Origin of the sequence: Nonomuraea sp. B19D2, assembly GCF_040137845.1 — a bacterium.
Classification (GTDB): Bacteria; Actinomycetota; Actinomycetes; order Streptosporangiales; family Streptosporangiaceae; genus Nonomuraea.
Genome location: NZ_JBEFAK010000026.1, coordinates 26,157 through 50,499, shown reverse-complemented (window position 1 = coordinate 50,499; position 24,343 = coordinate 26,157). Strand labels below are relative to the sequence as shown.

22 protein-coding genes are annotated in these 24,343 nt (G+C 69.6%); 9 read left to right on the top strand and 13 right to left on the bottom strand.

The window, feature by feature from the left end; genetic code table 11:
• The first annotated feature begins 21 nt into the window (after positions 1-21).
• The gene (gene corA / locus ABN273_RS36940; RefSeq protein WP_349453762.1) at positions 22-1,038 is read left to right on the top strand and encodes a magnesium/cobalt transporter CorA; all 1,017 of its coding nucleotides are present in this window, start codon (positions 22-24) and stop codon (positions 1,036-1,038) included.
• Here the strand turns inward: corA and ABN273_RS36935 are convergent.
• Positions 1,035-1,940 (bottom strand): glycerophosphodiester phosphodiesterase family protein, encoded by a 906-nt coding sequence (locus tag ABN273_RS36935; RefSeq protein ID WP_349453761.1) that lies wholly within the window; start codon positions 1,938-1,940, stop codon positions 1,035-1,037. The genes corA and ABN273_RS36935 overlap by 4 nt on opposite strands.
• Before the next feature lie 109 nt (positions 1,941-2,049).
• Here ABN273_RS36935 and ABN273_RS36930 point away from each other — a divergent pair, with 109 nt between their 5' ends.
• Positions 2,050-2,700 carry a GNAT family N-acetyltransferase gene (locus ABN273_RS36930; RefSeq protein ID WP_349453760.1) on the top strand — a complete coding sequence of 217 codons (651 nt, stop codon included), beginning with the start codon at positions 2,050-2,052 and terminating at the stop codon, positions 2,698-2,700.
• 52 nt (positions 2,701-2,752) lie between these two features.
• Here the strand turns inward: ABN273_RS36930 and ABN273_RS36925 are convergent, their stop codons facing one another.
• From ABN273_RS36925 to ABN273_RS36905, 5 genes are all read right to left on the bottom strand, one after another.
• Entirely contained in the window at positions 2,753-3,418 is a 666-nt protein-coding gene (locus tag ABN273_RS36925; protein WP_349453759.1) for an NUDIX hydrolase, read from the bottom strand.
• A 43-nt stretch (positions 3,419-3,461) separates the two neighbouring features.
• Positions 3,462-5,237: a DUF4434 domain-containing protein gene (locus ABN273_RS36920; protein ID WP_349453758.1), complete on the bottom strand. Its 1,776-nt coding sequence runs from the start codon at positions 5,235-5,237 to the stop codon at positions 3,462-3,464.
• A 36-nt stretch (positions 5,238-5,273) separates the two neighbouring features.
• On the bottom strand, positions 5,274-6,362 hold the full coding sequence (locus ABN273_RS36915) for a glycosyltransferase (protein WP_349453757.1): 1,089 nt from the start codon (positions 6,360-6,362) through the stop codon (positions 5,274-5,276).
• A 19-nt stretch (positions 6,363-6,381) separates the two neighbouring features.
• A complete protein-coding gene (locus tag ABN273_RS36910; RefSeq protein WP_349453756.1) occupies positions 6,382-7,644 on the bottom strand; it encodes a nucleotide sugar dehydrogenase in 1,263 nt (420 codons plus the stop codon).
• 121 nt (positions 7,645-7,765) lie between these two features.
• Positions 7,766-9,433, bottom strand: a complete 1,668-nt coding sequence (locus ABN273_RS36905) for a glycosyltransferase family 4 protein (RefSeq protein WP_349453755.1) — start codon at positions 9,431-9,433, stop codon at positions 7,766-7,768.
• Positions 9,434-9,489: 56 nt separating this feature from the next.
• On the opposite strand from ABN273_RS36905, the gene wecB reads away from it, so the two are divergent.
• Positions 9,490-10,620, top strand: a complete 1,131-nt coding sequence (gene wecB, locus ABN273_RS36900) for a non-hydrolyzing UDP-N-acetylglucosamine 2-epimerase (RefSeq protein WP_349453754.1) — start codon at positions 9,490-9,492, stop codon at positions 10,618-10,620.
• A gap of 54 nt (positions 10,621-10,674) precedes the next feature.
• Positions 10,675-12,711 (top strand): glycosyltransferase family protein, encoded by a 2,037-nt coding sequence (locus ABN273_RS36895; RefSeq protein WP_349453753.1) that lies wholly within the window; start codon positions 10,675-10,677, stop codon positions 12,709-12,711.
• Between the two features lie 16 nt (positions 12,712-12,727).
• Here the strand turns inward: ABN273_RS36895 and ABN273_RS36890 are convergent, their stop codons facing one another.
• The 3 genes from ABN273_RS36890 to ABN273_RS36880 all read right to left on the bottom strand — a co-directional run bounded on the left by ABN273_RS36890 (position 12,728) and on the right by ABN273_RS36880 (position 15,155).
• Complete coding sequence (locus ABN273_RS36890) at positions 12,728-13,378, bottom strand: hypothetical protein (protein WP_349453752.1); 651 nt, start codon at positions 13,376-13,378, stop codon at positions 12,728-12,730.
• A 108-nt stretch (positions 13,379-13,486) separates the two neighbouring features.
• Positions 13,487-14,941 carry a flotillin family protein gene (locus ABN273_RS36885; RefSeq protein ID WP_349453751.1) on the bottom strand — a complete coding sequence of 485 codons (1,455 nt, stop codon included), beginning with the start codon at positions 14,939-14,941 and terminating at the stop codon, positions 13,487-13,489.
• A gap of 13 nt (positions 14,942-14,954) precedes the next feature.
• Complete coding sequence (locus ABN273_RS36880; protein ID WP_349453750.1) at positions 14,955-15,155, bottom strand: NfeD C-terminal domain-containing protein; 201 nt, start codon at positions 15,153-15,155, stop codon at positions 14,955-14,957.
• A 131-nt stretch (positions 15,156-15,286) separates the two neighbouring features.
• On the opposite strand from ABN273_RS36880, the gene ABN273_RS36875 reads away from it, so the two are divergent.
• The 5 genes from ABN273_RS36875 (at position 15,287) to ABN273_RS36855 (ending at position 20,484) form a co-directional block, all read left to right on the top strand.
• Positions 15,287-16,792 (top strand): hypothetical protein, encoded by a 1,506-nt coding sequence (locus tag ABN273_RS36875; RefSeq protein WP_349453749.1) that lies wholly within the window; start codon positions 15,287-15,289, stop codon positions 16,790-16,792.
• A 238-nt stretch (positions 16,793-17,030) separates the two neighbouring features.
• Positions 17,031-19,151 carry a sensor histidine kinase gene (locus ABN273_RS36870; protein WP_349453748.1) on the top strand — a complete coding sequence of 707 codons (2,121 nt, stop codon included), beginning with the start codon at positions 17,031-17,033 and terminating at the stop codon, positions 19,149-19,151.
• A 13-nt stretch (positions 19,152-19,164) separates the two neighbouring features.
• Positions 19,165-19,572, top strand: a complete 408-nt coding sequence (locus ABN273_RS36865) for a roadblock/LC7 domain-containing protein (protein ID WP_349453747.1) — start codon at positions 19,165-19,167, stop codon at positions 19,570-19,572.
• On the top strand, positions 19,569-19,931 hold the full coding sequence (locus tag ABN273_RS36860) for a DUF742 domain-containing protein (protein WP_349453746.1): 363 nt from the start codon (positions 19,569-19,571) through the stop codon (positions 19,929-19,931). Before ABN273_RS36865 ends, ABN273_RS36860 begins: the two co-directional genes overlap by 4 nt.
• A complete protein-coding gene (locus ABN273_RS36855) occupies positions 19,912-20,484 on the top strand; it encodes a GTP-binding protein (RefSeq protein ID WP_349453745.1) in 573 nt (190 codons plus the stop codon). The genes ABN273_RS36860 and ABN273_RS36855 overlap by 20 nt, the downstream gene beginning before the upstream one ends.
• Positions 20,485-20,511: 27 nt before the next feature.
• On the opposite strand, the gene ABN273_RS36850 is transcribed toward ABN273_RS36855, so the two are convergent.
• The 4 genes from ABN273_RS36850 to ABN273_RS36835 form a co-directional block, all read right to left on the bottom strand.
• Positions 20,512-20,889, bottom strand: coding sequence for a DUF742 domain-containing protein (locus ABN273_RS36850; RefSeq protein ID WP_349453744.1), 378 nt, complete (start codon positions 20,887-20,889; stop codon positions 20,512-20,514).
• Positions 20,886-23,153: a sensor histidine kinase gene (locus ABN273_RS36845; RefSeq protein ID WP_349453743.1), complete on the bottom strand. Its 2,268-nt coding sequence runs from the start codon at positions 23,151-23,153 to the stop codon at positions 20,886-20,888. Before ABN273_RS36845 ends, ABN273_RS36850 begins: the two co-directional genes overlap by 4 nt.
• A 56-nt stretch (positions 23,154-23,209) precedes the next feature.
• Positions 23,210-23,896, bottom strand: coding sequence for a DUF998 domain-containing protein (locus ABN273_RS36840; protein ID WP_349453742.1), 687 nt, complete (start codon positions 23,894-23,896; stop codon positions 23,210-23,212).
• A gap of 78 nt (positions 23,897-23,974) precedes the next feature.
• Entirely contained in the window at positions 23,975-24,343 is a 369-nt protein-coding gene (locus ABN273_RS36835) for a VOC family protein (protein WP_349453741.1), read from the bottom strand.

Genomic DNA, 24,343 nt, shown 5'->3' with positions numbered 1-24,343 from the left:
GATTCAGTTCGTGAGGTCTGTGTGCCCCCCGTCGACTCCATCGTCGAGTACGGCGCCTACATCCAGGGCAAGAAGGTCGCCGCCTCCGGCATCGTCGAGGCGCTCGACCTCGTACGCGAGCACAACAAGACCTCCGACGGCGCCAACGCGTTCGTCTGGGTGGGTCTGCACGAGCCCGAGTCCCCCGAGGTGGAGTGGCTCTCCGAGGTGTTCGGCCTGCACCCGCTGGCCGTGGAGGACGCCGTCAAGGCCCACCAGCGCCCCAAGGTGGAGCGGTACGGCGAGTCGCTGTTCATGGTGCTCAAGACCGTTTCCTACCTCGACCACAACGAGCTGACCGCCACCAGCGAGATCATCGCCACCGGCGAGATCATGGTGTTCCTCGGCGTGGACTTCGTGGTCACGGTGCGCCACGGGGAGCACTGCCCGCTCACCTTGGTCCGCGAGCGCCTCGAGGACAAGCCCAAGCTGATGAACCGCGGTCCCGCCGGCGTCCTGCACGCCATCTCCGACCACGTCGTCGACCAGTACCTCCAGGTCGCCGACCTCATGCAGCTCGAGCTGGAAGAGGTCGAGGCGACGGTGTTCGCCGACGTCAGCTCCCGCGACATCAACCGGATCTACCAGCTCAAGCGGGAGATGCTGGAGATGAAGCGGGCCGTCACCCCACTGCTCTCCCCGCTGTCCGCATTGCCGCAGCGCCGCGTCATCCCCAACGACATGCGCGAATACTTCCGCGACGTCGGCGACCACCTCTCCCGGGTGTGCGAGCAGGTCGAGGCCTCGAACGAGCTCTGCAGCTCGATCCTGCAGGCCGCCCTCGCCCGCTCCAACGCGCTGGCCAACGAGGACATGCGCAAGATCTCGTCCTGGGTCGCCATCCTGGCCGTGCCGACGATGATCGCCGGGATCTACGGCATGAACTTCGACTTCATGCCGGAGACCAACCAGGTCTGGGGCTACCCCGCGGTGCTGGGCGTCATGGTCACCGCCTGTGTGCTCCTGCACCGGGGCTTCCGCAAGAACGGCTGGCTCTAGACCCCCACCGGCTTCAGCGGGCCCACGGGCTCGGGCAGCTCCAGCCCCCGCTCCCGCCAGAGCTCCCGCATCCGGTCGGGATAGTCGGTGACGATCCCGGCCACCCCCAGGTCCAGCATCCTCGCCGCCAGGCCGGTCTCGTTGACGGTCCAGACCGCCACCTCGAGCCCGGCGGCGTTCGCCTGGGCCATCAACGCCTCGTCCACCATGATGTGCTCGGGCGAGAGCGTCGTGGCTCCGGCGTGCCGGGCCGCGGCCGGTATGTCGTCACCCAGGTCGTCGTGCCAGTGCAGGGTGTCCAGCTCGATCAGCGCGAACCGCCGCGCGCCAGGGGCGAGCCTGGCGGCGTGGGAGATGATCCGCCAGTCGAAGCTGAGGATGGCCACGTTGCCGAGCCTGCCGTGCCGGTCGAGCTCCTCGACGACCAGCTCGGTGAAGAGCTCGGGGTCGGGCGTCAGCTCCGGCCTGGTGGGGTCGGACTTCAGCTCGACGTGCAGCCGTACGCCCTCCGCCTCGTAGGCGTTCACCAGCCCCAGCACCGCGCCGAGCGTCGGCATCCTGGTCTCGGGCATGGGGATCTGCGTCAGCGCGAACGGGTCGTCGGGATGGCGCGGCAGCCGTACGCCCACGTCGAGCGTGCGCAGCTGCGCCAGCGTCAGGCCGTTGATCGGCTTGCCGACGTACGGGAACAGTGGATCGTCTGCCTTGATCGGCCGCCGGTCGGCACTGGTCACGGCGGAGACCGTGAGGTCGTGCGTGAGCACGAGGCGGCGATCGGCGGTGAGGGCGACGTCGAGCTCGAGCGCGTGGACGCCCAGCTCCATCGTGCGGCTCATTCCCGGCAGGGTGTTCTCCGGCCAGAGGCCCCGAGCTCCCCGGTGACCATGTATCTCAACGCGCACAACGGGGACCCTACCTGGCTCGGGGCACGACTAGGCGGTGCCACGCCGTGTCCTTTTTATCCTGCTACGCCCCGGTCGTCTGTCGGGGGCAGACCATAAGCTGGGCATCATGACGGAGGTTCTCAAAACTGCCCATCCCGCAACAGTCCGGGCCTGGGTGGACGGCTGGGTGATCTCCCGCAACGCCCCTCGTCCCGTGCCCCAGCCGTGGGGCCTGCGAGTGGACGTGGGCCTGCCCGGCCACGTGTCCCGCCACATCGTGACCGCTCCGGCCCCCGGGATCCTCCACCATCTGACCGGCACCATCACGACGCCGGGCACGTGGCTGAAGCTCTGCGCCTCCGCCTCCGCCGTCGCCCCGCTCCTGCCGGAGCGGTGGGTCGTCCAGGATCCGGAGTTCATGATGACGGTGTCCCTGACCCGCAGGACGCCCCTCGTCCCCGCCGGCTACACGCTGGCCGTCACGACCCGGGCCGGCGTCACGGCGGCCCGCCTGCTGACGGCGGCGGGCGAGGTCGCGGCCAGGGGTCAGTTCGCGCTGGCGGGTCGCACGGCCGTCGTGGACCAGGTGGAGACGGCGGGCAACCACCGCCGCCGCGGGCTGGGCACGGTGGTCATGCAGACTCTGGCGAGCACGGCGGCGTCGATGGGGGCGCGCACGGGCGTGCTGGTGGCCACGGCGGAGGGCCAGGCCCTCTACGAAACCCTGGGCTGGACCCTGCACACCCCGATGACCGCCGCCGTCCTGACGACCCCCTAGCCCATGCCGGTGATCTCGCCGCAACAGGCGACCGGCTCGCTGTGGTGCGGGGCTATTCCTTGAGACTGCGGAGCATCGGAGGGTGGAGGAGCTCGGCGGTGCCGCGGCGGTAGAGCTTGGCCGGGCGGCCGCCGTCCCGGGTCGTCGTGGCGCCCGTCTCCACCAGGAAGCCCTCCGCCTTGGTGACCTTCCTGTGGAAGTTTCTGGGGTCCAGCGAGCGGCCCCAGACGATTTCGTAGACGCGGCGCAGATCCGCCACCGTGAACTCCGGCGGGCAGAAGGCCGCGCCCAGCGACGTGTACTCCAGTTTGGCCCGCGCGCGCTCGATGCCGTCCTGCATGATGCGGCGGTGGTCGAAGGCCATGACGGTGAGGGAGTCGACCGGCTGCCAGCTCATGTGGGCCTTCTCCGAGGCCGGGAGGTCGGGGGCCAGGCCCAGGTAGGCGACGCTCAGGACTCTCTGGCGGGGGTCCCGGTCAGGGTAGCCGTAGGTCTGGAGCTGCTCCAGGTGGACCGGGGCGCCCGGGAGGCCGGCCCGCTCCGCGAGGATGCGCTGGGCGGCGGCCGGAAGGTCCTCGTCCAGCTGGATGAAGCCCCCCGACAGGGACCAGCGGCGCAGGAACGGGGGATTGTCGCGGCGCCACACCAGAGCGCTCAGAGCCTGGTTTCGCACGGTGAGCACGACCAGGTCGACGCTGACCGGGATGCTCGGGACCATGCAGGCACGTTACACGCAGTCGCGTGCAGGGAGCGAACCGTCCCTAAGTGACGATCCGAACGTGCAGCGGCTCCGTCGACACCTGGCCCGCCGGGCCCTTCACGGTGATCTTGACCCACTCGCCCGCGGGCACCTGCGTCCAGTCGAACGGCACCCACGCCGTGGACATCCCCTCGGGAAGCTCCTCGATCGGCTGCTCGTCCAGCCACCCCACCGCGGACACCACCAGATCCTTGGTGCCCCCGGACCACGTGATGGTGACGGTGCTGTCCTTGAAGTTGTAGCCGCGCACCTCCACCCCGTCCTGGATGTCACGGCCCCGCCTGATGGCGTCCACCGCGATCGGGCGCCGCCAGTCGGTGATGATCTCCTTCTCGAGGGAGGGACTCCCGCATGTCATGAAGTCGCTCCACATATAGGAGACGACTTTCTGGACATAACGCCCAGCCATCGTGACGGCCGCGTCCAGGCGCTTCTTGTCCGTCTTGCCCCGGGTGCCCTGCGCGGCGCACGGTTCCTTGCCCGACGGCTCGAACGCCTCCACGTTCGCCCACAGGTCCACCTGGTAGCCGGCCTTGACCATCTCCTCGCGGGCGACCGACATCTCGCGGTAGTAGTCGCGCGTGGAGCCGTGGTACGCCGTCGCGTACGTCGACTCCCCCACCACCGGCCGCAGCCGCTCGTCCACCTCGTCGTCGCGCTGGTCCGGCCAGAACAGCCCCACCTTGCCGGTCCCCCGGCTGTCCTGCGGCGCGATGATGCCGACCCCCGTCTTGGCCAGCGCCTTGAACGCCTCGGCCACCTGACTGGGCGTCTGGCCGAAGGGCACCCGCTTGCGCGCGTCCATGTAGGGGCTGATCAGGATGGGCTTGCCCCCGAGCTCCTGCTCCACGATCGTGTGCTGGTCGGCGTACACCTCCAGCGTCGGGTTCGTGGCCAGGGTGTCGGCCATCTGGACCTCGAACGGCTGGTAGACGCCTCCCAGCGACTTCCGGTCGGCGAAGCGCGCGCCGTAGTCCTGCAGGATGCGCCGCGTCAGCGTGGTCAGCGTGCCGAGATGTTTCTTGTTCGCCCTGGTCTCCATCTTGGGGTCGCGCGGCGCCAGCGGCAGCGCGGGGAAGATCTGCATGCCGAACTGGTCACCCAGGTCGAGCAGCTCCTTCAGGCTGTCCTTGGGCGACCCGGCCACCAGGATCATGTCGTACGCGGTGGCCCGGCTGGAGAAGTCGCACGTGGCGTCGTCCGAGCCGTCCGGCTGCGTGATGAGCCGGTAGTAGATCCGGTTGCCCGCCTTGATGGGGTGCTCCATCTGGGGACAGCGGAACAGGCCGGGACTGAACGACTCGTCGGTGCGGTAGACGTACGTGCGGCCGATCCTGTTGCCCTGGTTGGCCTCGCGCAGGTCGCGCTCGGCCGCGTCGCGGCAGGTCAGCCCGTCCTCCTCGCACGCCTTGTAGAGCGAGTCGAGCTCCCCGTCCCTGGTCAGGATCTCGCCCGACTCCGAGACGGTGCGGAACTGCAGGCCGTACCCGATCCTGATGATCGTGTCGCCGCCGACGTCGTGGATCTCCTTCAGCTGGGTGCGCCAGGTGCAGGGGTTCGACTTGGGCATGATCCAGTAGCCGGTCACGGCGTACGGGGCCCGCTCCTTGGTCTCGAACGTTCCACAAGGGTCGGTGAACTTCGTCACCTTGGGCGTCGGCGCGGTGTGCGCCGCCTTGGGCGTTTGCGAGGCGGCGGTCGGAGGCTTGTCCGACGAGGACGGCAGCACGATGATCACGGTGGCGACCACCGCGAGAATGGCAAGGCCAGCGGCCACGAAGAGCCAGCGCACGTCAGAACCGCCCTCGATGGATTACCGCTTGACCCCGGCCCAGGACTCCAGCTGGGCCACGAAGCGCTTGGCCGAGTTGGGCCAGTGGTGGTTCGCGCGGGCGGCCGCGTAGCCGCGCGCGCCCTGCGCCCGCCGCTCGCGTACGTCGTCGCGCAGGGTCAGCACGGCCTGCGCGACGGCCTTGGGGTCCTCCCAGGGCACCACGACGCCGCTGTCATAGCGCTCCACCAGCTCGACGGCGCGCGGCGACGGGGTCGTGATGACGGGGATGCCGTGCGCCATGTACTCCACGATCTTCGTGGGCATCGAGTGGCGGTAGTTGGGCTCGTCGTGCAGCAGTGACAGACCGGCCAGTGCCCCGTCGAGCCGCTTGAGCGCCTCGTCGTTGGGCATGAAGTCGCGCCACTCCAGTAAGCCCTCGGTGACGGCCTGGTTGAGCATGGGACGGCTCTGCGGGTCGGCGTACCCGATCAGCTCCACGGCCACGCGGTACGGCTGCAGCAGCTTCGCCACCTCGACGGCCTCGAACACGCCCCGGGCCCTGGACAACCAGCCGAGGTAGACCACCCGGTCGTCACCCGGAGGCGTCACGGAGTCGGGCACCCAGGTCTCGTTGGGCACGATCAGGTGGGCGTGCTTGAACCGGCCCGCGTACGCCGTCTCGGCCAGCAGCAGGTGCATGTGGCGCTCCGCGGTGCCCTCGAGCATCCGGGCGAGGAAGCGCACGGGAGGCCGCAGCGGCGCGGGCAGCCACGGCTTGAGCGAGAGCGTGGCGGGGGTGTCCTCGTGCACGTCCCACACCACGGGCGGCCTGTTGCGCACGCCCCAGACCGCGAACAGCAGCTCGGGGTCGTGGATGAGGACGAGGTCGACCTTGTTGCGCATGCGCTTGAACAGCCGCCGGGCGGCCCACACGGCCGCCATCCGCTTGCGCTGCGCGGCGCGGGGAAGATCGACGCCGGTTACCCAGGGTCGCGGGACGACGCCGTGCGCGGTGAATGAGGCGGCGTACGTGACCTCATGACCGGCATCCACAAGGGCACGAATCTGCCTGTGCAGGATTCGAGCATCCTCGGGGTTATGCACCACCGTCATGACGAGCACGTGCACTGCGCGCAGCCCTCCGTCGCTACAGCCGCTCGACCCGTTCACCCTCGGTGAGCACACCGCGGGTGTCCAGCACGAGCCTGGCCTTCGCCTCGACCATGTCGAGGTCGAACGCGGCGTGCTGCTGCAGGAGCAGCGTCACGTCCGCGTTGATCACGGCCTCGGCCAGATCCTCCTCACGCGGCACCGCAGTGCCGTCTACCGACCACTCCTTGACATACGGGTCCGCGAACGACAACTCGGCGCCCAGTTCCAGCAGCGCACGCGCCACGGGGAGCGCCGGGGTCTCGCGCTCGTCGGCGATGTCCGGTTTGTAGGTGACGCCGAGCATAACGACTTTCGCGCCGTTGACGGGCTTCTTATGCCTGTTAAGCAGACGCTGAACGCGGGCCACCACGTACGACGGCATCCGCTCGTTGATCTCCTGCGCCAGCTCCACGAACCTGAACGGGTAGCCGAGCTTGCGCACCGTGTACGACAGGTACGACGGGTCCACCGGGATGCAGTGCCCGCCGACGCCGGGACCCGGCAGGAACTTCTGGAAGCCGAACGGCTTGGTGGCCGCGGCCTCGATCGACTCCCACAGGTCGATCCCGAGCTCGTCACAGAAGATCGCCATCTCGTTGACGAGAGCGATGTTGACGTGCCGGTAGGTGTTCTCGAGCAGCTTGGCCATCTCGGCCTCGCGGGTGCCGCTGACCGGCACCACCTGCTCGATGAACTGCCCGTAGAACGCCGTGGCGCGGTCGCGGCAGGTCGCCGTGTAGCCGCCCACGACCTTGGGCGTGTTGCGCAGCCCGAACTTGGGGTTGCCCGGGTCGATGCGCTCGGGCGAGAAGGCGAGGTGGAAGTCCTCACCCGCGACGAGCCCCGAGCTCTCCAGCAGCGGCCTGGCCACCTCGTCGGTGGTGCCCGGCCAGGTGGTGGACTCGAGCACGACGAGCGTGCCCTTGCTCAGGTTGCGGGCGACGGTCCTGGTGGCGCCCTCCACTGCGGACAGGTCCGGGCGGTGGTCCTCGTCCAGCGGGGTGGGCACGCATATGACGATCGTGTTGCTTCTGGCCAGCACGGTCTCGTCGAGCGTGGCGCTGAACCCGTTGGCCAGCATGTGCTCGAGGTCGGCGTCGGTCAGGTCATCGATGTAGGACTGCCCGGCGTTGAGCGCGTCGACCTTGGCAGGGTCGACGTCCACGCCGACGACCCGCAGGCCGGCGTTCACTGCCTCCTTGGCGAGGGGCATGCCGACGTAGCCGAGGCCGATGACAGCCAAGTCGATTTCTGTCACAGCAGTGCCTTAGAGAGCCGGAAACAACACTTCATGGTCGCAAAGGTTATCTCAAGTCCACCTAGCTCACGCCTAATGCGACCGAACCCGTCACAAGTGACAGCCAACATGAAGGTCATCATTAGGTAAGAGAGCGGTATAGAGCACGGTAAGTCTCGGCAACGCGGCTCCAAGTCCGCTTGGCCGCCACTTCCGCCCGGCCGGCCTCCCCCATCTCAGCGCGCCGCGACGGGTCCTCCCTGAGCCCGGCGATGGCCTTGGCGAGTTCGGCCGGATCGCCCGGCGGGACGAGGAGCCCGGCGCCGTCGGAGCCGACGAGCTCGGACAGCGCGGGCAGGTCGCTGAGCACGACCGGCTTGCCGAGCGCCATCGCCTCGACGGGTTTCAATGGCGTAACAAGTCGGCACACCCGCAGGTCCTCGCGCGGACAGGCGAAGATGTCGATGGCGTCCTGCGCCTGCAGCGCCTCTTCGGGGCCGACCCGGCCCGGCAGGATGGCGTTGTCGAGGCCCAGCTCGCCGACCAGCGCCAGGAGGTTGTCGCGCTCGGCGCCGTCGCCCACGATGAGCACCCGCACGGGCGTGCCCTCGTCACGCAGCAGCGCGGCGGCACGCAGGAGAGTGGCGAATCCCTCATAGGCCACGATGCTGGACACCGAGCCGACGACGATCTCGCCGGGCGCGATGCCGTACGCGTCCCTGAACGACGCCCCGTCGTAGTGGGCGGTCAGCAGCGAGTCGTCGACGGCGTTGGGCGCCAGGTGGATCTTCTCCCGGGGCACGCCACGCTCGACGATCTCCGTGGCCATGGTCTCGGCCAGCGTGACCACGGCGTCCGCCGCGCGCATGAGGAACGCCTCGCGCTCGCGCTGGAGCACGTGCCGCTCGCTGCCCACGCGGATCGGGTCGCGCGAGGCCCAGGTCTCCTCCAGGAAGCCGCGTACCTCGTAGACGAACGGCGTGCCCGTCCTGTCGCGCACGGCGTGCGCCACGGAACCGTTGCGGTGGTCGGTGGCGGCGTGCAGGACCTGCGGTTTGAGCTGTTCGACGAGCTTGGTGACGGCGTCGGCGCCCTTGACCATGCGCCCGCGCATCTCGAACGGCATCTCGCCGTGCCCGTCGGGCAGCAGCCGGTAGTAGGGGATGCCGTCGATCTCCTCGAACGGCGACGCGTCCGCGTGCCCCTGGAACATCGGCCAGCCCCAGCTCGAGGCCACGTGCGGGTCGAGCCCCGCGGCCTTCTGCGAGCTGACGATGCGGTGGGTGCGGACGGTGTACCCGGCCTGCGTGTACGGCAGCGCGTTCGTGACCAGGTGCAGCACCCGCCCCTCGACCCGGTCCGTGACGGCCACCTTGGGGCCGGGCGGGATCGGGTCGGGGCTGATCGCGGCCAGCTCACCCCGGTAGTAGGCGGCCCTGCGCTTGACGAACGGGTACTTGGTGTGGGCTTCGAGCACCTCGGCGGCCTCGCTGACCCGGCCGGCGTTCCACAGCACCTTGGCCTCGTTCCACGGACCCTTGACCACCCGCATGCCGAACTTGCGGACCATGCGCCGGGCCCGGCGCGCGGCCGGCCAGGCCACGCTGCCCACGACGGGGCGCAGCCGGGGCGGGAGCGCGTCGGCCGCGGCCTGGGCCACGCGGACGGGGTCGGACTTGACCTTCGTCACGACGACGCGGGAGACGATGATCGGGTGCTGGACGAAGCCTTTGAGAAGTCCACCGACGCCGGCACGGGCGGACTTCGCGGAAACCTTTGAGGAGTCTTGACGACTGGCGTCGGATGCCACGCGGTGACCGTACCATAGGCAACGTTTTTCCCCTTCCGCTATGAAAGGCGAGGTCAATGAGGGAGAACCCCCTGGTCCTGCACGTATTGGGTGCTCGTCCCAATTTCGTGAAAGCGGCCCCGGTGGTGCGGGCACTCGGTGAACTCGGCGTGCGGCAGGGCATCATCCACACTGGTCAGCACTATGACGCGCTGATGTCGGACGTCTTCTTCGCCGATCTCGGACTGCCGGAGCCAGTGGCGAACCTGGGGGTCGGCTCCGGCACGCACGCCAAGCAGACCGCGGCGCTGCTCGTCGGCCTGGAGGAGATCGTCCAGGAGCAGGACCCCGACCTGGTCGTGGTCTACGGCGACGTGAACTCCACGCTGGCCGCGATCCTGGTCTGCGCCAAGCTGGGCGTGCAGACCGCGCACGTGGAGGCGGGGCTGCGCTCGTTCGACCGGGGCATGCCGGAGGAGGTCAACCGGGTCGTCACCGACGCGCTGGCCGACGTGCTCTTCGCCACCTCGCCCGAGGCCCTGTCCTACCTGGCGAACGAGGGCGTGCCCGCGTCCAAGGTGCACCTGGTGGGCAACCCCATGATCGACAGCCTGTACTCCGCGCTGCCGTCGCTTGACCCGGCGCCAGTGGTGGAGCGGCTGGGCATACCGGCTCGTTATGCCGTGGCGACCCTGCACCGGCCGGCCAACGTGGACACGCCGGAGGCCGCCAAGGAGCTGGTGGACGCCGTGCTGGAGGTCTCGCGGCAGATCCCGGTCGTGGTGCCGATCCACCCCCGCGGCAAGGCGCGCCTGGCCGCGGCGGGCCTCGTCGACGGCGAATCGATCAAGGTGGTCGACCCGCTCGGCTATGTGGACTTTCTCTCACTCGTACGCGGCGCCGCCCTGGTCGTCACGGACTCCGGCGGCGTCCAGGAGGAGACGACCGTGCTGGGCGTCCCGTGCCTGACCCTGCGCCCCAACACCGAGCGGCCGATCACGATCACGCATGGCACGAACCGGCTGGTCACGCCCGCTCTCCTGCCTGCCGCGGCGGAGAAGGCGCTGGCCGACGGCGCCGCCACTCCCGCCGGCGAGCTGCCGGTGCTCTGGGACGGCCAGGCCGGGCTGCGGATCGCCAGGGTGATCTCCGCCTGGCTGAAGGGGGACAACCTCGCCCCTGCTTCTCAGGCCAAACGCCCCGAATAGCGGACGTATCCGCCGTAACATGACTTTCCTCCGCTAAGCGATAGGCGTACCACCATGGCCGAAACCCCCGAAGAGCCCACGTACCAGCGACTCGGCCCCGTCAACTGGCTGCCCGAGGAGCGCAAGCTCGTCGAGCGATTCGAGGCTGAGGTCAGGGAGCTGCGGAGGCGGCTGGAGATCGCCGAGGCGAAGGCCGCGTACGCGGCCTGGAAGCTCGAGGCCACGCAGGCGAAGCGGACGTTCAAGCTGGGTGAGGCACTGGGCTCGAAGAGCCCGGGCAAGATCGTCCAGGCGGTCCGGTCGAAGGAGAAGGCGCCCAAGCCGCCCACCCCGGTCACCGAGGCGATCGAGACCGCCAACAACCGGCCGCCGCTGGTCGAGGTGCCGCCGGTGAAGTGGCCGAAGGGGCCGGTCAACAGGCCCGACCTGAAGGTCGCGGTGATCCTGGACGACTTCTCCAGGATGGCCTTCAAGTACGAGTGGGACCAGATCGAGTTCGGGCTCAAGGACTGGCCGGAGATCTTCGCCGAGAAGCGGCCCGACCTGCTGTTCTGCGAGTCGGCGTGGCACGGGAACCAGGGGCGCTGGCGCTACCAGATGACCGGCACCAACGCGCCCAAGGAGCCGCTGCGCGACCTGGTGGCCTGGTGCAAGCAGGAGGGCATCCCGACGGTCTTCTGGAACAAGGAGGACCCGCCGAACTTCGACTTCTTCATCGACACGGCCAAGCTGTTCGACTACGTGTTCACCTGCGACGGTGACATGCTGCCGAAGTATCGGGAAGTTCTGGGACACGATCGGGTTGATGTGCTGCAGTTCGCCGCCCAGCCCCGCGTGCACAACCCGATCCAGCAGCGGCAGGGCCGACTGCACGACGTGGTCTTCGCCGGGATGTACTTCCGCGACAAGCACCCAGAGCGCCGCGAGCAGATGGAGACCGTGCTCGACCCGATCAGGGAGCTGGGCCTGCACATCTTCGCGCGCAACGGCGAGGTGGACGAGAAGTACGCCTGGCCGGAGAAGTACCGGCCGCACATCGTGGGCGAGCTCCCGTACGACCAGATGCTGGCCGCGTACCGGATGTACAAGGTCTTCCTCAACGTCAACTCGGTGCTCGACTCGCCGACCATGTGCGCCCGCCGGGTCTTCGAGCTGTCCGCCTGCGCCACGCCCGTCGTGTCGGGGTGGTCGCGGGCCGTCGAGGAGACCTTCGGCGACCTCATCCCCATCGCGCGGGAGCCGGTCGAGTCGTACAACCAGGTGCTACACCTGATCAACAGCCCCGAACTGCGGGCCAGGATGGGGCACCTGGCGCTGCGCGAGGTCTTCGACAAGCACCTGTTCTCGCACCGGGTGGACCAGATCCTGCAGAACCTCGGCCACCAGGTGCGGCCCAGGTCGCGCTCGATCTCGGTCGTGCTGCCGACCAACCGCGCCGCCCAGATCGAGCACGCCATCTCCTCCGTGGCCCGCCAGATCCACCGGCCACTCCAGCTCGTCATGGTGCTGCACGGGCTGGACATCGACCCGGTGGTGGTCGCCGACAAGGCCCGCATGGCGGGCATCACGGACGTCGTGGTCCTGCCCGCCGACGCGTCACTGTCGCTCGGCGCGTGCATGAACCTGGGCATCGCCGCCGCCGACGGCGACCTGATCGCGAAGATGGACGACGACAACCTGTACGGCGACCATTACCTGTCGGACCTGGTGCGCGCGTTCGACTACTCGGACGCGGAGCTGGTCGGCAAGGGGGCGCACTACGCGTACTTCGAGGGGAGCAACACGACCATGCTCCGCCTGCCGGGGCTGGAGCACCGCTACTCCTTCCTGGTCCAGGGCGGCACGTTCCTCGGCAAGGCCGACATGTTCCGCTCGTACGGCTTCGCGGACATCACGCGTGGCGAGGACACCCACCTCGTGCGGCGGCTGAAGGAGGACTCCGTCAAGATCTACTCGGCGGACCGGTTCAACTTCGTCTACTGGCGCAGCGCGGACGCCTCGATGCACACCTGGCAGGCGGACCACATCAAGCTGACCCGCAACGCCCAGTTCTCCTTCGTCGGCCGCCCTGACGACCACGTCCTCATCTGACGCGCCGGCGGCGCGGTCAGCGGGTGACCCGTGCCAGGTTCTGGTCGGCCAGCCGGGCCAGCTCGAACAGCCCCTGCGGCTTGACCCGCTGACCGACCACGAGCATGGTCATGATCAGCGACCCTCTTCTGATCATGACCGAGCCGATCTGCGCGTTCTTCTTGCCACCCTTCGCCGTGGTGAGGTAGGCCCGCGACTCCTCGCCTCTGGCCGGCATGGCGAGGGTGCGGGTCTTGTAGGTCACCTGCGTGCCGCCGACGTCCGCGGTGTATGCGGCGCACTGCTGGGGCAGCGGCGCGGGGAAGACCACGGCGGGCAGCGACACGACGGCCTGTGTGATGGAGCCGCGGGCGGCGGCAAAGGCGATCACCGCCGCGGGCGCCTGGGCGACGTCGGGCTTGGCGGGGTCGAGCTGGGCCGCCCCCGCGCACTCCGGCCGCTGCAGCTTCGCCTGGCGCACCGCCTCCAGGCCCTGCTGGGTGGACTTGAGCGAGCCGAACGCGCCCATCTCGGGCCCGTACGCGACGCGCATGCCCTTGGGCACCGGCAGCAGGGCCGCACGCAGCCTGGCAGTGTCGGCGGACGCCTGTGGCCCGGGCAGCTGCGTGCCCGTGGGGACCGCCGACGGGGTGGTGGTGCCACCGGAACATCCGGAAATGGCAACCATACTAAGCAATATGCCGGAAACAGCCTTCAGCATGAGCTCTCCAATTCGCTCTGGCGGCATTTTTCAAAACGCTAGAGGAAGTGAAGAGTAAGGAAACGGGTAACGCCGCTATTCGCGGGATTCAGTGGTTTTATGAATGATTTCCGGCTCTGCCCCGTTTGGTGATCCGCCGTTGAGCAGCGCCCTGGCCAGGCCCAATCCGGCGCCGCCGAGCGTGAGCGCCTTGGCGAGCATTTCCTCGACGCCCTGAGCGCCGTTCAGCACCACCATGTGATCGACGTTTCCGAACGCCTTCGCGCCCGCCTCGACGATTTCCGGCCAGCGCTCGGCGAGTTGCTGCGCGACGACCGCCTCCTGGTTGCTCGCCAGCGCCTCCGCCCGGGCTTTGATGGCCTCCGCCTGTGCCAGCCCTTTGGCCCTGGCCGCGTCCGCCTCGGCCATGCCGCGCAGCCTGGTCGCCTCCGACTCCGCCTCGCCGGCGATCTTCGTGGCGGCTCCTGCGGCCTCGCCGCGCAGCCGTACCGACTCGGCCTCGGCCGCGGCGGCCAGCTTGATCTGGGAGGCCTGCGCGGCGGCGCGCAGCTCGGTCTCCTTCGCCTCGGCCTCCGCCTGCGCGATGCGCGCGTCCCGCTCGGCCTGGGAGAGCGTGACGGTCTCGTACGCCTTGGCGTCGGCGGGCTTGCGCACCTGCGACTGGAGCCGCTGCTCGGCGAGCTTGGCCTCCAGTTCTGCGGCCTTCGTCTCCTGGACGACCACCTCCTGGCGGGCGGTCGCCTCCGACAGCGGGCCCGCCTGGCGGGAGGTGGCCTGGGCCTGGTCGATCTCGGCCTGGTAGGCCGCCTCCTTGATGCGGGCGTCCCGGCGGGCGGCGGCCATGTTGGCGACCGCGACCTGCTCGGCCTCGGTGGCCTCCTGGTCGCGCTGGGCCTGGGCGATGCGGGCGGTGGCGGCGACCTTGGCGGCGTGCGGCTTGCCGAGGTTGACGATGTAGCCGGTCTCGTCGTCGATCTCCTGGATCTGCAGCGAGTCGACGATCAGGCCCAGCTTGCTCATCTCGTCGGCGGCCGATGCCCTGGTCTCGCTGGTCAGGCGCTCGCGGTTGAGGATGAGGTCCTCGATGGTGAGGTTGCCGATGATCGAGCGCAGATGGCCGGTGAACAGCTCGTGGATCGCACTGGTCATGAAGTCCTGCTGGTCGAGGAAGCGGCGGGCGGCGTTGGCGATGGAGGACAGGTCGTCGCCGACCTTGTAGATCACCACGCCGCGGATGTGCACCGGGATGCCCTGCTGGGTGACGCACGAGACCTGGAGGTTGGCGGCCCTGGTGTCGAGCCGCAGCCGCCTGGCCGCCTGGAACCCCGGCAGCACCGCCGTGCCCTTGCCGGTGACGATCTTGAAGCCGAGGCTGTCCACGCCGCCCTCACCCCGGCGGCGGGCGCCCAGCCCGGAGATGATCAGGGCCTCGTTGGGCTCCGCGACCCGCCACACGGCCTTGAACAGCAGGATGATGACGACGGCCGCGAGGATGACACCGGCGGCGGCGATGTAGAGCTCGGGGGACATCGGAGGGCCTCCCTCAGACGAGTGCTCTGGCCACGTAGACCGTCCGCGGGGGGAAGTACTCGACGACGATCACGATGGAGCCGATGCCGAACTCCTCGTCGGGCACGCTGGGATGGGCGTAGAAGGCCTCCACGCCGCCCCTGATCGGGATCATGACCTCGCCGACGAGCCCTGGGCCGATCTTCCCCGTGACCCTGCCCTGCTTGCCGACCACCGGACTCCCCCCGCTCGCGATATTCCGGACGCTACTCCAAACGGGCATTCGCGGTAATAGCCCGGCAAATGTTTCCCGAAGCGCTGCGCGCCGCTCGGCCGGCTTTTCGCCCGTCTGCTGATGATCGCGCCATGAGCTCCACTCCGCGAGACCTCATCACGAACCATCCCATTTCCCGCCGCGACTTCTTCGACGGGATGGCTCTGGGGTGCATAGCAGCTGAGCTGCCTCGTGGGACCGCGCACTCCCCCGAGCCATTCACTGTGCGCGGCGGGGCGGCGGAGGCGCTCAGCGTGCCCCACGCGCTGCGGGACGGGCGTTTCTGGCGGCACGCGGGCTCGCCCGAGCCGACCGGCGAGAGCTACGACCTGGTGGTGGTCGGCGGCGGGACGAGCGGGGTGAGCGCGGCGCACGAGTGGCTGCGGCGGCGCCCCCGCGACGGCGTCCTCATCCTCGACAACCACGACAGGATCTCCCTTCCCCGCCCGGCCCGCTTCGGGCCGGCGGAGGACGGCGTGATGTGCGACCGGGAGAGCTTCGGGTCCGACACCCTGGTCAGGCTCACCTCCGGCTGGATCGCCCGGTTGCCGGTCGCCGAGCGGGCCAGGCAGGACCTGCTCATGCTCCACCGCGACCCGCCCGACTGGTTCCCCGGGTTGTCGGCCGAGGAGAAGCAGGAGCGGCTGGCGGAGCTGACCTACTCGCGGTTCCTGCTGGAGGTCTGCGGGGCGCACCCCGACGCCGAGCGGTTCTGCCGGACCATGTCGTGCCGGGCGTGGGGGTACGACACGCGGGCGTTCGGGGCGATCGACGCCTGGGGCACCGGGTACCCGGGGTTCGGGGGCCTGGGGCTCGACCGGGGCAAGCCGTCGCGGTTCAACTCGCCTGCCGTGCGGGAGGGGCCGGTCGGGGCCGCACCCCTGCCGCTGGACGGCCGGGTGCTGGTCCGCCCGTCCAGCCCGGTGGTGTCGGTACGCGACGGGGCCTCCTCGGCGACCGTCGGCTACTTCGACGGCCACCGGGTGCTGACCGTCGAGGCCGGGGCGGTGATCCTGGCCTGCTGGAGCTCGGTCATCCCGTACCTCGTGCCCGACCTGCCCCGCGACCAGCGGCGGGCGCTGAGCCTGGCCGTCAGGGTGCCGCTGCTGCACGCCACGGTACGGGTGCGCGACCCGGGCGTGTGGCGGCGGGTCGGCGTCCGCCGGGTCCGCTGGACCGGCGCGTACTGGTGCCTGTCAGAGCTCGAACCGCCGTCCGGGGTGCGCCTGCTGGCCACGCCGTGCCGCGCGGAGCTGGGGCCGGACAAGGGCTCGGTGGCGGGCAGGCAGGAGCTGTTCAGGACGCCGTACAGCCATCTGGAGCACACCGTACGCGACCAGCTCGACCGGCTGCTGGGCCCCGGCGGCTTCGACCCGGCCAGGGACATCGAGGCGATCACGGTCGACCGCTGGGGTCACGGGAGAGCGCCCGAGTACTGCCGGCCCTGGCACACGTTCTATCCGGACGGGCCGTTCCCCGCGGACGCGGCGCGCAGGCGGTTCGGCCGGATCGCCATCGCGGGCTCCGACTCGGAGCCGGGGCCGGACGGCGCCGTCACGGCCGCCGTGCGCGCCGTGGCGGAGCTGGCGCGGCCGTGAGAGCGTGATCTCGCTGGTCGCACTGCCTCACCGTGGGTGGGGACCGCTGGAGCCCCAAGAGCTTGTCCCAATAATCACGGTAATGAACGTGTTCCTCCCACTGCGCCGGAAGCATAAACGATGCTAGTCTCCTATGCGATCTTCCGGAGGTGTATTTACACACGGTGTGGAAATGCCCCGGACTTGAGGTTGGGACATGGGCTCGCGAAACCGGTCAATTCGGTTCAAGATCTTCTTATTGCTGCTGCTACCGCTCCTGTCTCTGAGCGCGCTCTGGGGTTTCGTCCTCAACCTCACCATGGGCGACGCCCAGTCACTGCTCCGCGCGAACACCCTGTACCAGACTCTCGGCCTCACCTCCACCGACCTGGGACTACAGTTGCAGGCCGAGCGGGCGCGCTCAGCGGAGACGCTCACTACGCGTAAACTCACCACGGCCCTCGGCGCCCAGCGCGCCCGCACCGACAGGTCCGTCACCGACTTCAAACTGGCCGTCATGGAGGCCGGCAGCGCGGTCGGCGACGACCTGCGCCGCCCCCTCGACTCCCTTGACTCGACTCTCGACCGGCTCGGCCGGATCAGGGCCGACATCGACGGCGGCCTCGGCTCCCGCCTCGCCGGTCTCAACGAGTACAACCGCATCCTCGACGCGATCTTCACCCTCTACGACCACCTGGTCTCCGTCTCCGACCTGGCGCTCTTCCAGCAGGCCGCCTCGCTGCAGGCCATGGGCATGGCCAGGGAGTACATCGCCAGGGAGCACGCGCTCATCATCGGCGCCATGGCCGACCACCGGCTCACCCAGCCCGAGACGACCGCCTTCACCGAGTACGCCGCCTCCAGGAAGTTCCTGCAGGCGCGCGGCCTGGCCGGGCTCGACGTGCAGTTGCGCAAGCCGTACGAGGAGGTCTTCGCCACCGAGCCGTTCCTCGGCTTCGCCACCATGGAGGCCCGGATCGCCAGGACCGGCGCCCCGCCGCTCGCCTCCGACGGCTGGAACCAGGCGGTCGACCGGCTCACGTCCCGGCTCGACCAGCTCGGCTCCACCTCCGGGGCGATCCTGGCCGCGCGCGTGTCCGAGGCCGCCACCTCCACCATCGTCAAGATCTCCATCGCGGGCGGCCTCGGCTTGATCGCGGTGCTCTCGTCGATCATCATCTCTGTACGCTTCGGTCGTCGCCTGGCCGGAGAGCTGGCCGGGCTGCGTGCCGCCGCGGTCAACCTGTCGCAGACACGGCTGCCCGACATCGTCGAGCGGCTGCGCAGGGGCGAGGACGTCGACGTGAAGAAGGAGGCCAAGGCGATCAAGGTGAGCGGTTCCGCTGAGATCACCGACGTGGCCAGGGCCTTCGGCTCCGTGCAGCGCACCGCCGTGCGGGCGGCGGTCGGCCAGACGGCCCTGCGGCACGGGGTCGGCCAGGTCTTCCTCAACCTCGCCCGGCGCAAGCAGGGCCTCCTGCACCGCCAGCTCGCGCTGCTTGACGGCATGCAGCGCCGTACGCACGACCCTGACCGGCTGGAGGAGCTCTTCCGCCTCGACCATCTGACCACCCGCATGCGCCGGCACGCGGAGAGCCTGATGATCGTCTCCGGGTCCGCACCCGGGCGGGCGTGGCGCAAGCCGGTGCCCGTGATCGACATCGTCAGGGCCGCCGTCGCGGAGGTCGAGGACTACACCAGGGTGCACGTCGAGAACATGCCGGCCGGCGCGCTCGACGGGACGGCCGCGGCCGACATCACCCACCTGGTGGCCGAGCTCGTCGAGAACGCCACCATCTACTCGCCGCCGGACACCACCGTCCAGGTGCGCGGCGACCTGGCGAGCAACGGATACGTCATCGAGATCGAGGACCGCGGGCTCGGGCTGTCGATCAGCGAGTACTCCGAGTTCAACACGCTGCTGGGCGCGCCGCCGGAGTTCGACCTGGCCGACAGCGACCGGCTGGGCCTGTTCGTGGTGGCCACGCTGGCGGAACGGCACGGGATCAAGGTGGTGCTGCGGCGCTCGCCCTTCGGCGGGACGTCGGCCGTCGTGCTCGTGCCGCGCTCGATGGTGACCGAGCAGGCGGCGCTGGCCGCGGGCGACGGCAAGGCCGAGCTGCCGAGCCGTACGCGGAAGAAGGCGCTCGCCGTGGTGACCTCGGGCACCCACGCGGGGCTCCCCAGGCGGGTTCGCCAGGCCAACCTGGCGCCGCAGCTCAGGGAGGAGCCCGCCGAGCCGGAGTCGCGTGGGCTGGAGCGCCCTGCAGAGCAGGAGCCGCAGCCCGAACGCTCTCCCGACGAGGTCAGGGACTTGTTCTCCGCCTTCCAGCGGGGAACCCAACGCGCCCGAGAAGAAGCCTCTGAGGAGGGGCCATGATAAAGGGGGATGCATGACTGCGCCGACCACCAACACCGGTGAGCTGAACTGGCTGCTGGACGACCTCGCCACGAGGGTCGCCGCCGTCCGCCAGGCGGTCCTCTTGTCGACCGACGGCCTGGCCGTGGGCTACTCCAAGGGATTGTCCAGGGAGGACGCCGAGCATCTGTCGGCTGTGGCGGCCGGGTTCCAGAGCCTGGCCCGTGGCACCGGACGCCATTTCGGCGGCGGCGACGTGCGCCAGACCATTGTGGAGATGGAGTCGGCGTTCCTGTTCGTCACGGCGGCGGGACAGGGCACCTGCCTGGCCGTGATCGCCGATGGGAACGTGGACGTCGGCCACATCGCCTACGAGATGGCGATGCTGGTCAAGCGGGTGGGCCAGCACATCAACACCAACCCGCGCGCTGGAGCGTCATGAGCGATAGCCCGCAGTGGTTCGATGAGGAGGCGGGGCCAGTCGTCCGGCCCTATGCTCTCATCCGCGGTCGAACGCATTCCTCAGGGGACGCGTTCGACCTCGTGGCGTCCGTGCGCGCCATCGGCGACCCGCCGGGCGAGCTCGGTCCCGAGCAACAACTCATCCTGCGGGCGGCTCGTAACCCGATCTCGGTGGCCGACCTGGCCGTCGAGCTCGACCTGCCCGTCGGCGTCGTCCGGGTCCTGCTGGGCGACCTGCGTGACCACGGCCTCATCTCGGTGACGTCGCCCTCCGCCGGAGGGTCGCGGTCGAATGAGCGCATTCTCAAGGAAGTGATCAATGGACTCCGTGCTCTCTGAGGACCCCGTCGCGCTGAAGATTCTCATCGCGGGAGGGTTCGGCGTCGGCAAGACCACACTGGTCGGCGCGATCAGCGAGATCAAGCCGCTGCGCACGGAGGAGGTGCTCTCCGACCGCGGGATCGGGGTCGACGACCTCGACGGCGTGGAGGCCAAGAGCACCACGACCGTGGCGATGGACTTCGGCCGCATCACCATCCGCGACGGGCTGGTCGTGTACCTGTTCGGGACGCCCGGGCAGGAGCGGTTCTGGTTCATGTGGGATGAGTTGTCCCACGGCGCACTGGGCGCGGTCGTGATCGCGGACACGCGGCGGCTGACCGACTGCTTCCCGTCCCTCGACTACTTCGAGCAGCGCGGCACGCCGTTCGTGGTCGCCGTCAACTGCTTCGACGGGGCCGCCAGTCACAGCGTGGAGGACGTGCGCATCGCGCTGGACCTGGACGACGACGTGCCCATCATGCTGTGCGACGTGCGGCGGCGGGCCTCCGCCAAGGAAGTCATGATCACGCTGGTCGAGCACTCCCTGCGCACGCTGACCTCGGCCAACTAGCCGCCCGGCGAAGCTCGGGCGGCCCGCCTAGAGCGCCCTGAGGCCGTTGATCACCTCTCGGAGGAGGCTCTCCGCGGGCGTGGCGGCCTTGTCGCGCGGCGGGCGCACCGAGATCAGGCCGTGCTCGAGCAGGTCCCCCAGCAGCACCCTGGCGACGGCGACCGGCAGGCCCAGATCCGAGGCGATCTCGGCGACGGGCCTGGCCTGGCCGCTCACGGTGCTCAGCAACCGCCGGTGCTGAGCGCTGAGCTCGGCCTTGGCCGGGATCGGCGACCCCGTCGAGACTATGGTCGCCAGCAGGTCGAGCGTGGAGGAGGCGGCTGGCTTGGTGCGCCCGCGGGCGACCGCGTACGGCCGTACGACGGGCCCTGCCTCCTCGTCGATCCACTCGTGCTCGCGGCTCACGGCTGAGTTCCCCCATCCTGCTCACTGTCCTGCCGCCCGCGCTGCCAGCCCGACTGGAGCGAGGAGAGCAGCGCCCTGGCCTCCTCGGGCGAGCGCTCCTCGACCGGTGACGCGGGCGGCGCCTGCTTGAGCCGCTGCGGCAGGCCGGTCTGCCGTTCGCGCTGCGGCAGGCCCGTATCCCTCTGCCGCTGGCGGCGGGGCAGGCCCGAGTCCTGCTCGGGCGGTTGCGACAGCTGCGGGGGCTGCTGTTGCGGCAGCCCGTTCGCCGTCTGGCCGCCAGCGCGCCTGCTGGTGCGGACGCGGCGCGGAAGCTCGCCCGGCCCGGTGGGCTCGGACCGTACGACCGACACCGAGACGGACTCGAACTCGATCGGCTGCACCGGCGGGGTCACCATCGGCTCGACCAGCGAGCCGGGCAGGAGCACGATGGCCGTGGTGCCGCCGTACGGTGAGGGCTTGACCGTCACCCTGACGCCGTGCCTGGCCGCGAGCATGCCGACCACCGCGAAGCCGAGCCGCTCGGTCTGCGAGGGGTCGAACTCCGGCGGGCTGGCCAGGCGGTCGTTGATCATCCGGCGGGTGGCGTCGTCCATGCCCAGGCCGCGGTCCTCGATCTCGACGGCGAAGCCCCTGCCGACGATCTCGCCGCGTACGGAGACCTCGTTGCTGGGCGAGGAGAAGGAGGCGGCGTTCTCGATCAGCTCGGCGAACAGGTGCATGAGGTCGGCCACCGCCGCGCCCGAGACGCCGCACTCGGTCATCGGGTAGACGCGTACCCGGGTGTACTCCTCGACCTGGGCGGCGGCGCCGCTCAGCACGTCCTCGATCGGGATGACGCCGCGCCACCTGCGGCCCGCCGCGCCGCCCGACAGCAGCACCAGGCCCTCGGCGTGGCGGCGCATGCGCGTGGTCAGGTGGTCGAGCCTGAACAGCCGCTCGAGCGCCTCCGGCTCCTCCGTCTGGCGCTGCATCTCGTCCAGCATCCTGAGCTGGCGCTGCAGCAGCGACTGGCTGCGCCTGGCGAGGTTACGCAGCGCCTCGGACACGCCCTCGCGCAGCCTGGCCTGCTCGACGGCCGCGTCCACGGCCGTGCTCTGCACGCTGTCGAACGCCGCGGCCAGGTCGCTGACCTCGCTGGTCGCGTTCGGGCCCACCGTGATGGGCGGCGCCTCGGACGCGATGTCCACCTTCTCGCCGCTGCTCAACTTCGCCACGACGTCGGGCAGCCTGATGTCGGCCAGGTCCAGCGCGGTACGGCGCAGTCCCCTCAGCTCCTGGGTGAGCCTGCGGCCGACCCTGACGGAGATGACGACGGAGAACACGACCGCGATCAGGCCGAGCAGGCCCGCCACGACGGCCTGCACCACGATGCCCACGCCCGCGGGCTCCATCCTGGCCAGCAGCTTGTCGCCGGTGCTCCAGACGGCCTCTCTGTACTCCTTCTGCAGCGGATCGGCCACGCCCCGCCAGAGCTCGACGTCCATCGGCTGGCCGGAGATGTAGCTCTCCAGCAGGTTCTCCATGGTGCTGTAGCGCGGGGAGTAGTACAGCTTCTCGAACGGTGCCCGCAGCTCGTTGTCGAGGTTGGCCAGCGCCTTGGGGAACAGGTACGTCCTGGTGCTGTCGAGTCCGGCCAGCAGGTGGAGGTCGGAGTGCATGGCCATCCGGCCGTTCGCGGCCACGATCAGCGCGTGCTCCCGGCTCAGGAGCTCGCGCACCTCGTCGGCGGCGATCAGGCCCTGCGCCTGGAGCGCCAGCTCCAGGTCGGTGCTGACCAGCATCCGGGTGTACAGCAGGTGGATCTCGTCGGAGACCTTCGCGTACTCGGTGACGAGGGTGCCGGGGGTGAGTTTGCGGTCATCCACCTTGCGCCGGATGTCCGGTATCCGGTCGACCGCCTCGAACACCGACTGGAGCTGGGTCCTCATGTCCTGCGTGAGCGCCGACTGCACGTCCTCGGCCGTCGCCTGCTCGCGCAGGTTCTTCCTGTTGGTGTCGACCTTGGCCCTGGCCTTGCTCAGCACGTCGGGGGCGGTGACCACGCCTGCCATCTGCTCGGCGGAGGCGAGCCGCTCGGTCTGGAGGTTGGAGATCAGCCCGTCGGCGTTGTTGATGACGCCCGTCCAGATCGTCTCCACCTTGAGCAGGCTCGTCGCCTCTCCCAACGTGGTGCTCGCGGCGAAACCCCAGAGCGCGATCAGGGAGATCAAGGGGATGACGAGCAGCGTCGAGATCTTGAATCTGATGGATCTGCCCGATGCCATGACACCCGCTCCCGGATAGAAGATCGCGGGAGAGAATAGCACCGATACAGATGGTTTTAAGATCGACTCGCGATAAATCTGTGATATGTCAGGAAATTCGTACCTTGTGCGCTGGTCGGACGGCCGCTCGGGCGCCATGCCAGCCGGGCCAGCCACACGGCCAGCACGCCCAGCAAGGTCACCTCGGCCCCCAGCAACAACCGCTCCACGAGCCCGATCATCACCCGGTCCCCCGGCATGGCCACGTACGTGATCGCCAGCAGCCCGAACCCCCCGGCCAGGGCCACCCACTCCACCACCCGGGCCACAGGCTTCCAGCGTGCGTCTGAGCCCAGTCTGGGCACCAGCAGCGCGCCGGCGGCGGGCAGGCTGACGAACGCCGCGACGGACACGTACCGATGCACCTGCGCCGCCAGATCGAGGTCCGCCCCGATGGGTGTGGTCGGGACCAGCGCCGCCACCACGAGCGCACCCGACCACACCCCGAGCAACCACTCAGGCATCCCCCGCACCGGCGCTCCTGCCGCCCGCAGCCCCGCCAGCAGCGCCAGTGACCCGATGCCCAGGACCGCCATGGCGACCTCCGTGACGCCCCCGCGGTCGGACACGGCGTATTCGCTGATGGTCACGTTGAGCGGGTCCAGGTAGGGGTCGGGCCCGAACTGCCCGACCCCTACGGCGACCACCGAGAACAGGATGGAGGCGCAGGCGAGCAGGGGGTAGAGCCTCTTCACTGCGGTCATGAGGCCACTTTCCCGCCCGGGAACCCTCGCTCACATCCGGCTCCGTCCCCGACCCGCCCCTGACGCGACCCTGAGTTCCTATTGCTGGATGACCGAGAGGACGTTTCCCGCCGGATCCGTGAACCAGGCGATGGGCGGCCCTTCGGTGCGGAGAACGCCCTTGGAGTCCTGCGGGAAGCCCTCGTAGCGCTCGAAGCGCACTCCCCGCGCCGTCAGCTCGTCCACCGCCTTGTCGATGTCCTCGACCGGGAAGTTGAGGATCGTGAACGTCGCCGGGGTGTGCTGCTCCTTCGGGTAGACGAGGATGTCGGTGCCGCCCGCGATGTGCAGCGTGAGCATCCCGTGCTCCTCCGAGACGCGCAGCCCCAACGTCTCGCCGTAGAACCTCTTCGCCGCCGCGGTGTCGTCCACCGAGAACCCGCTGAACGCCTTCGTCGTTTCGAACAT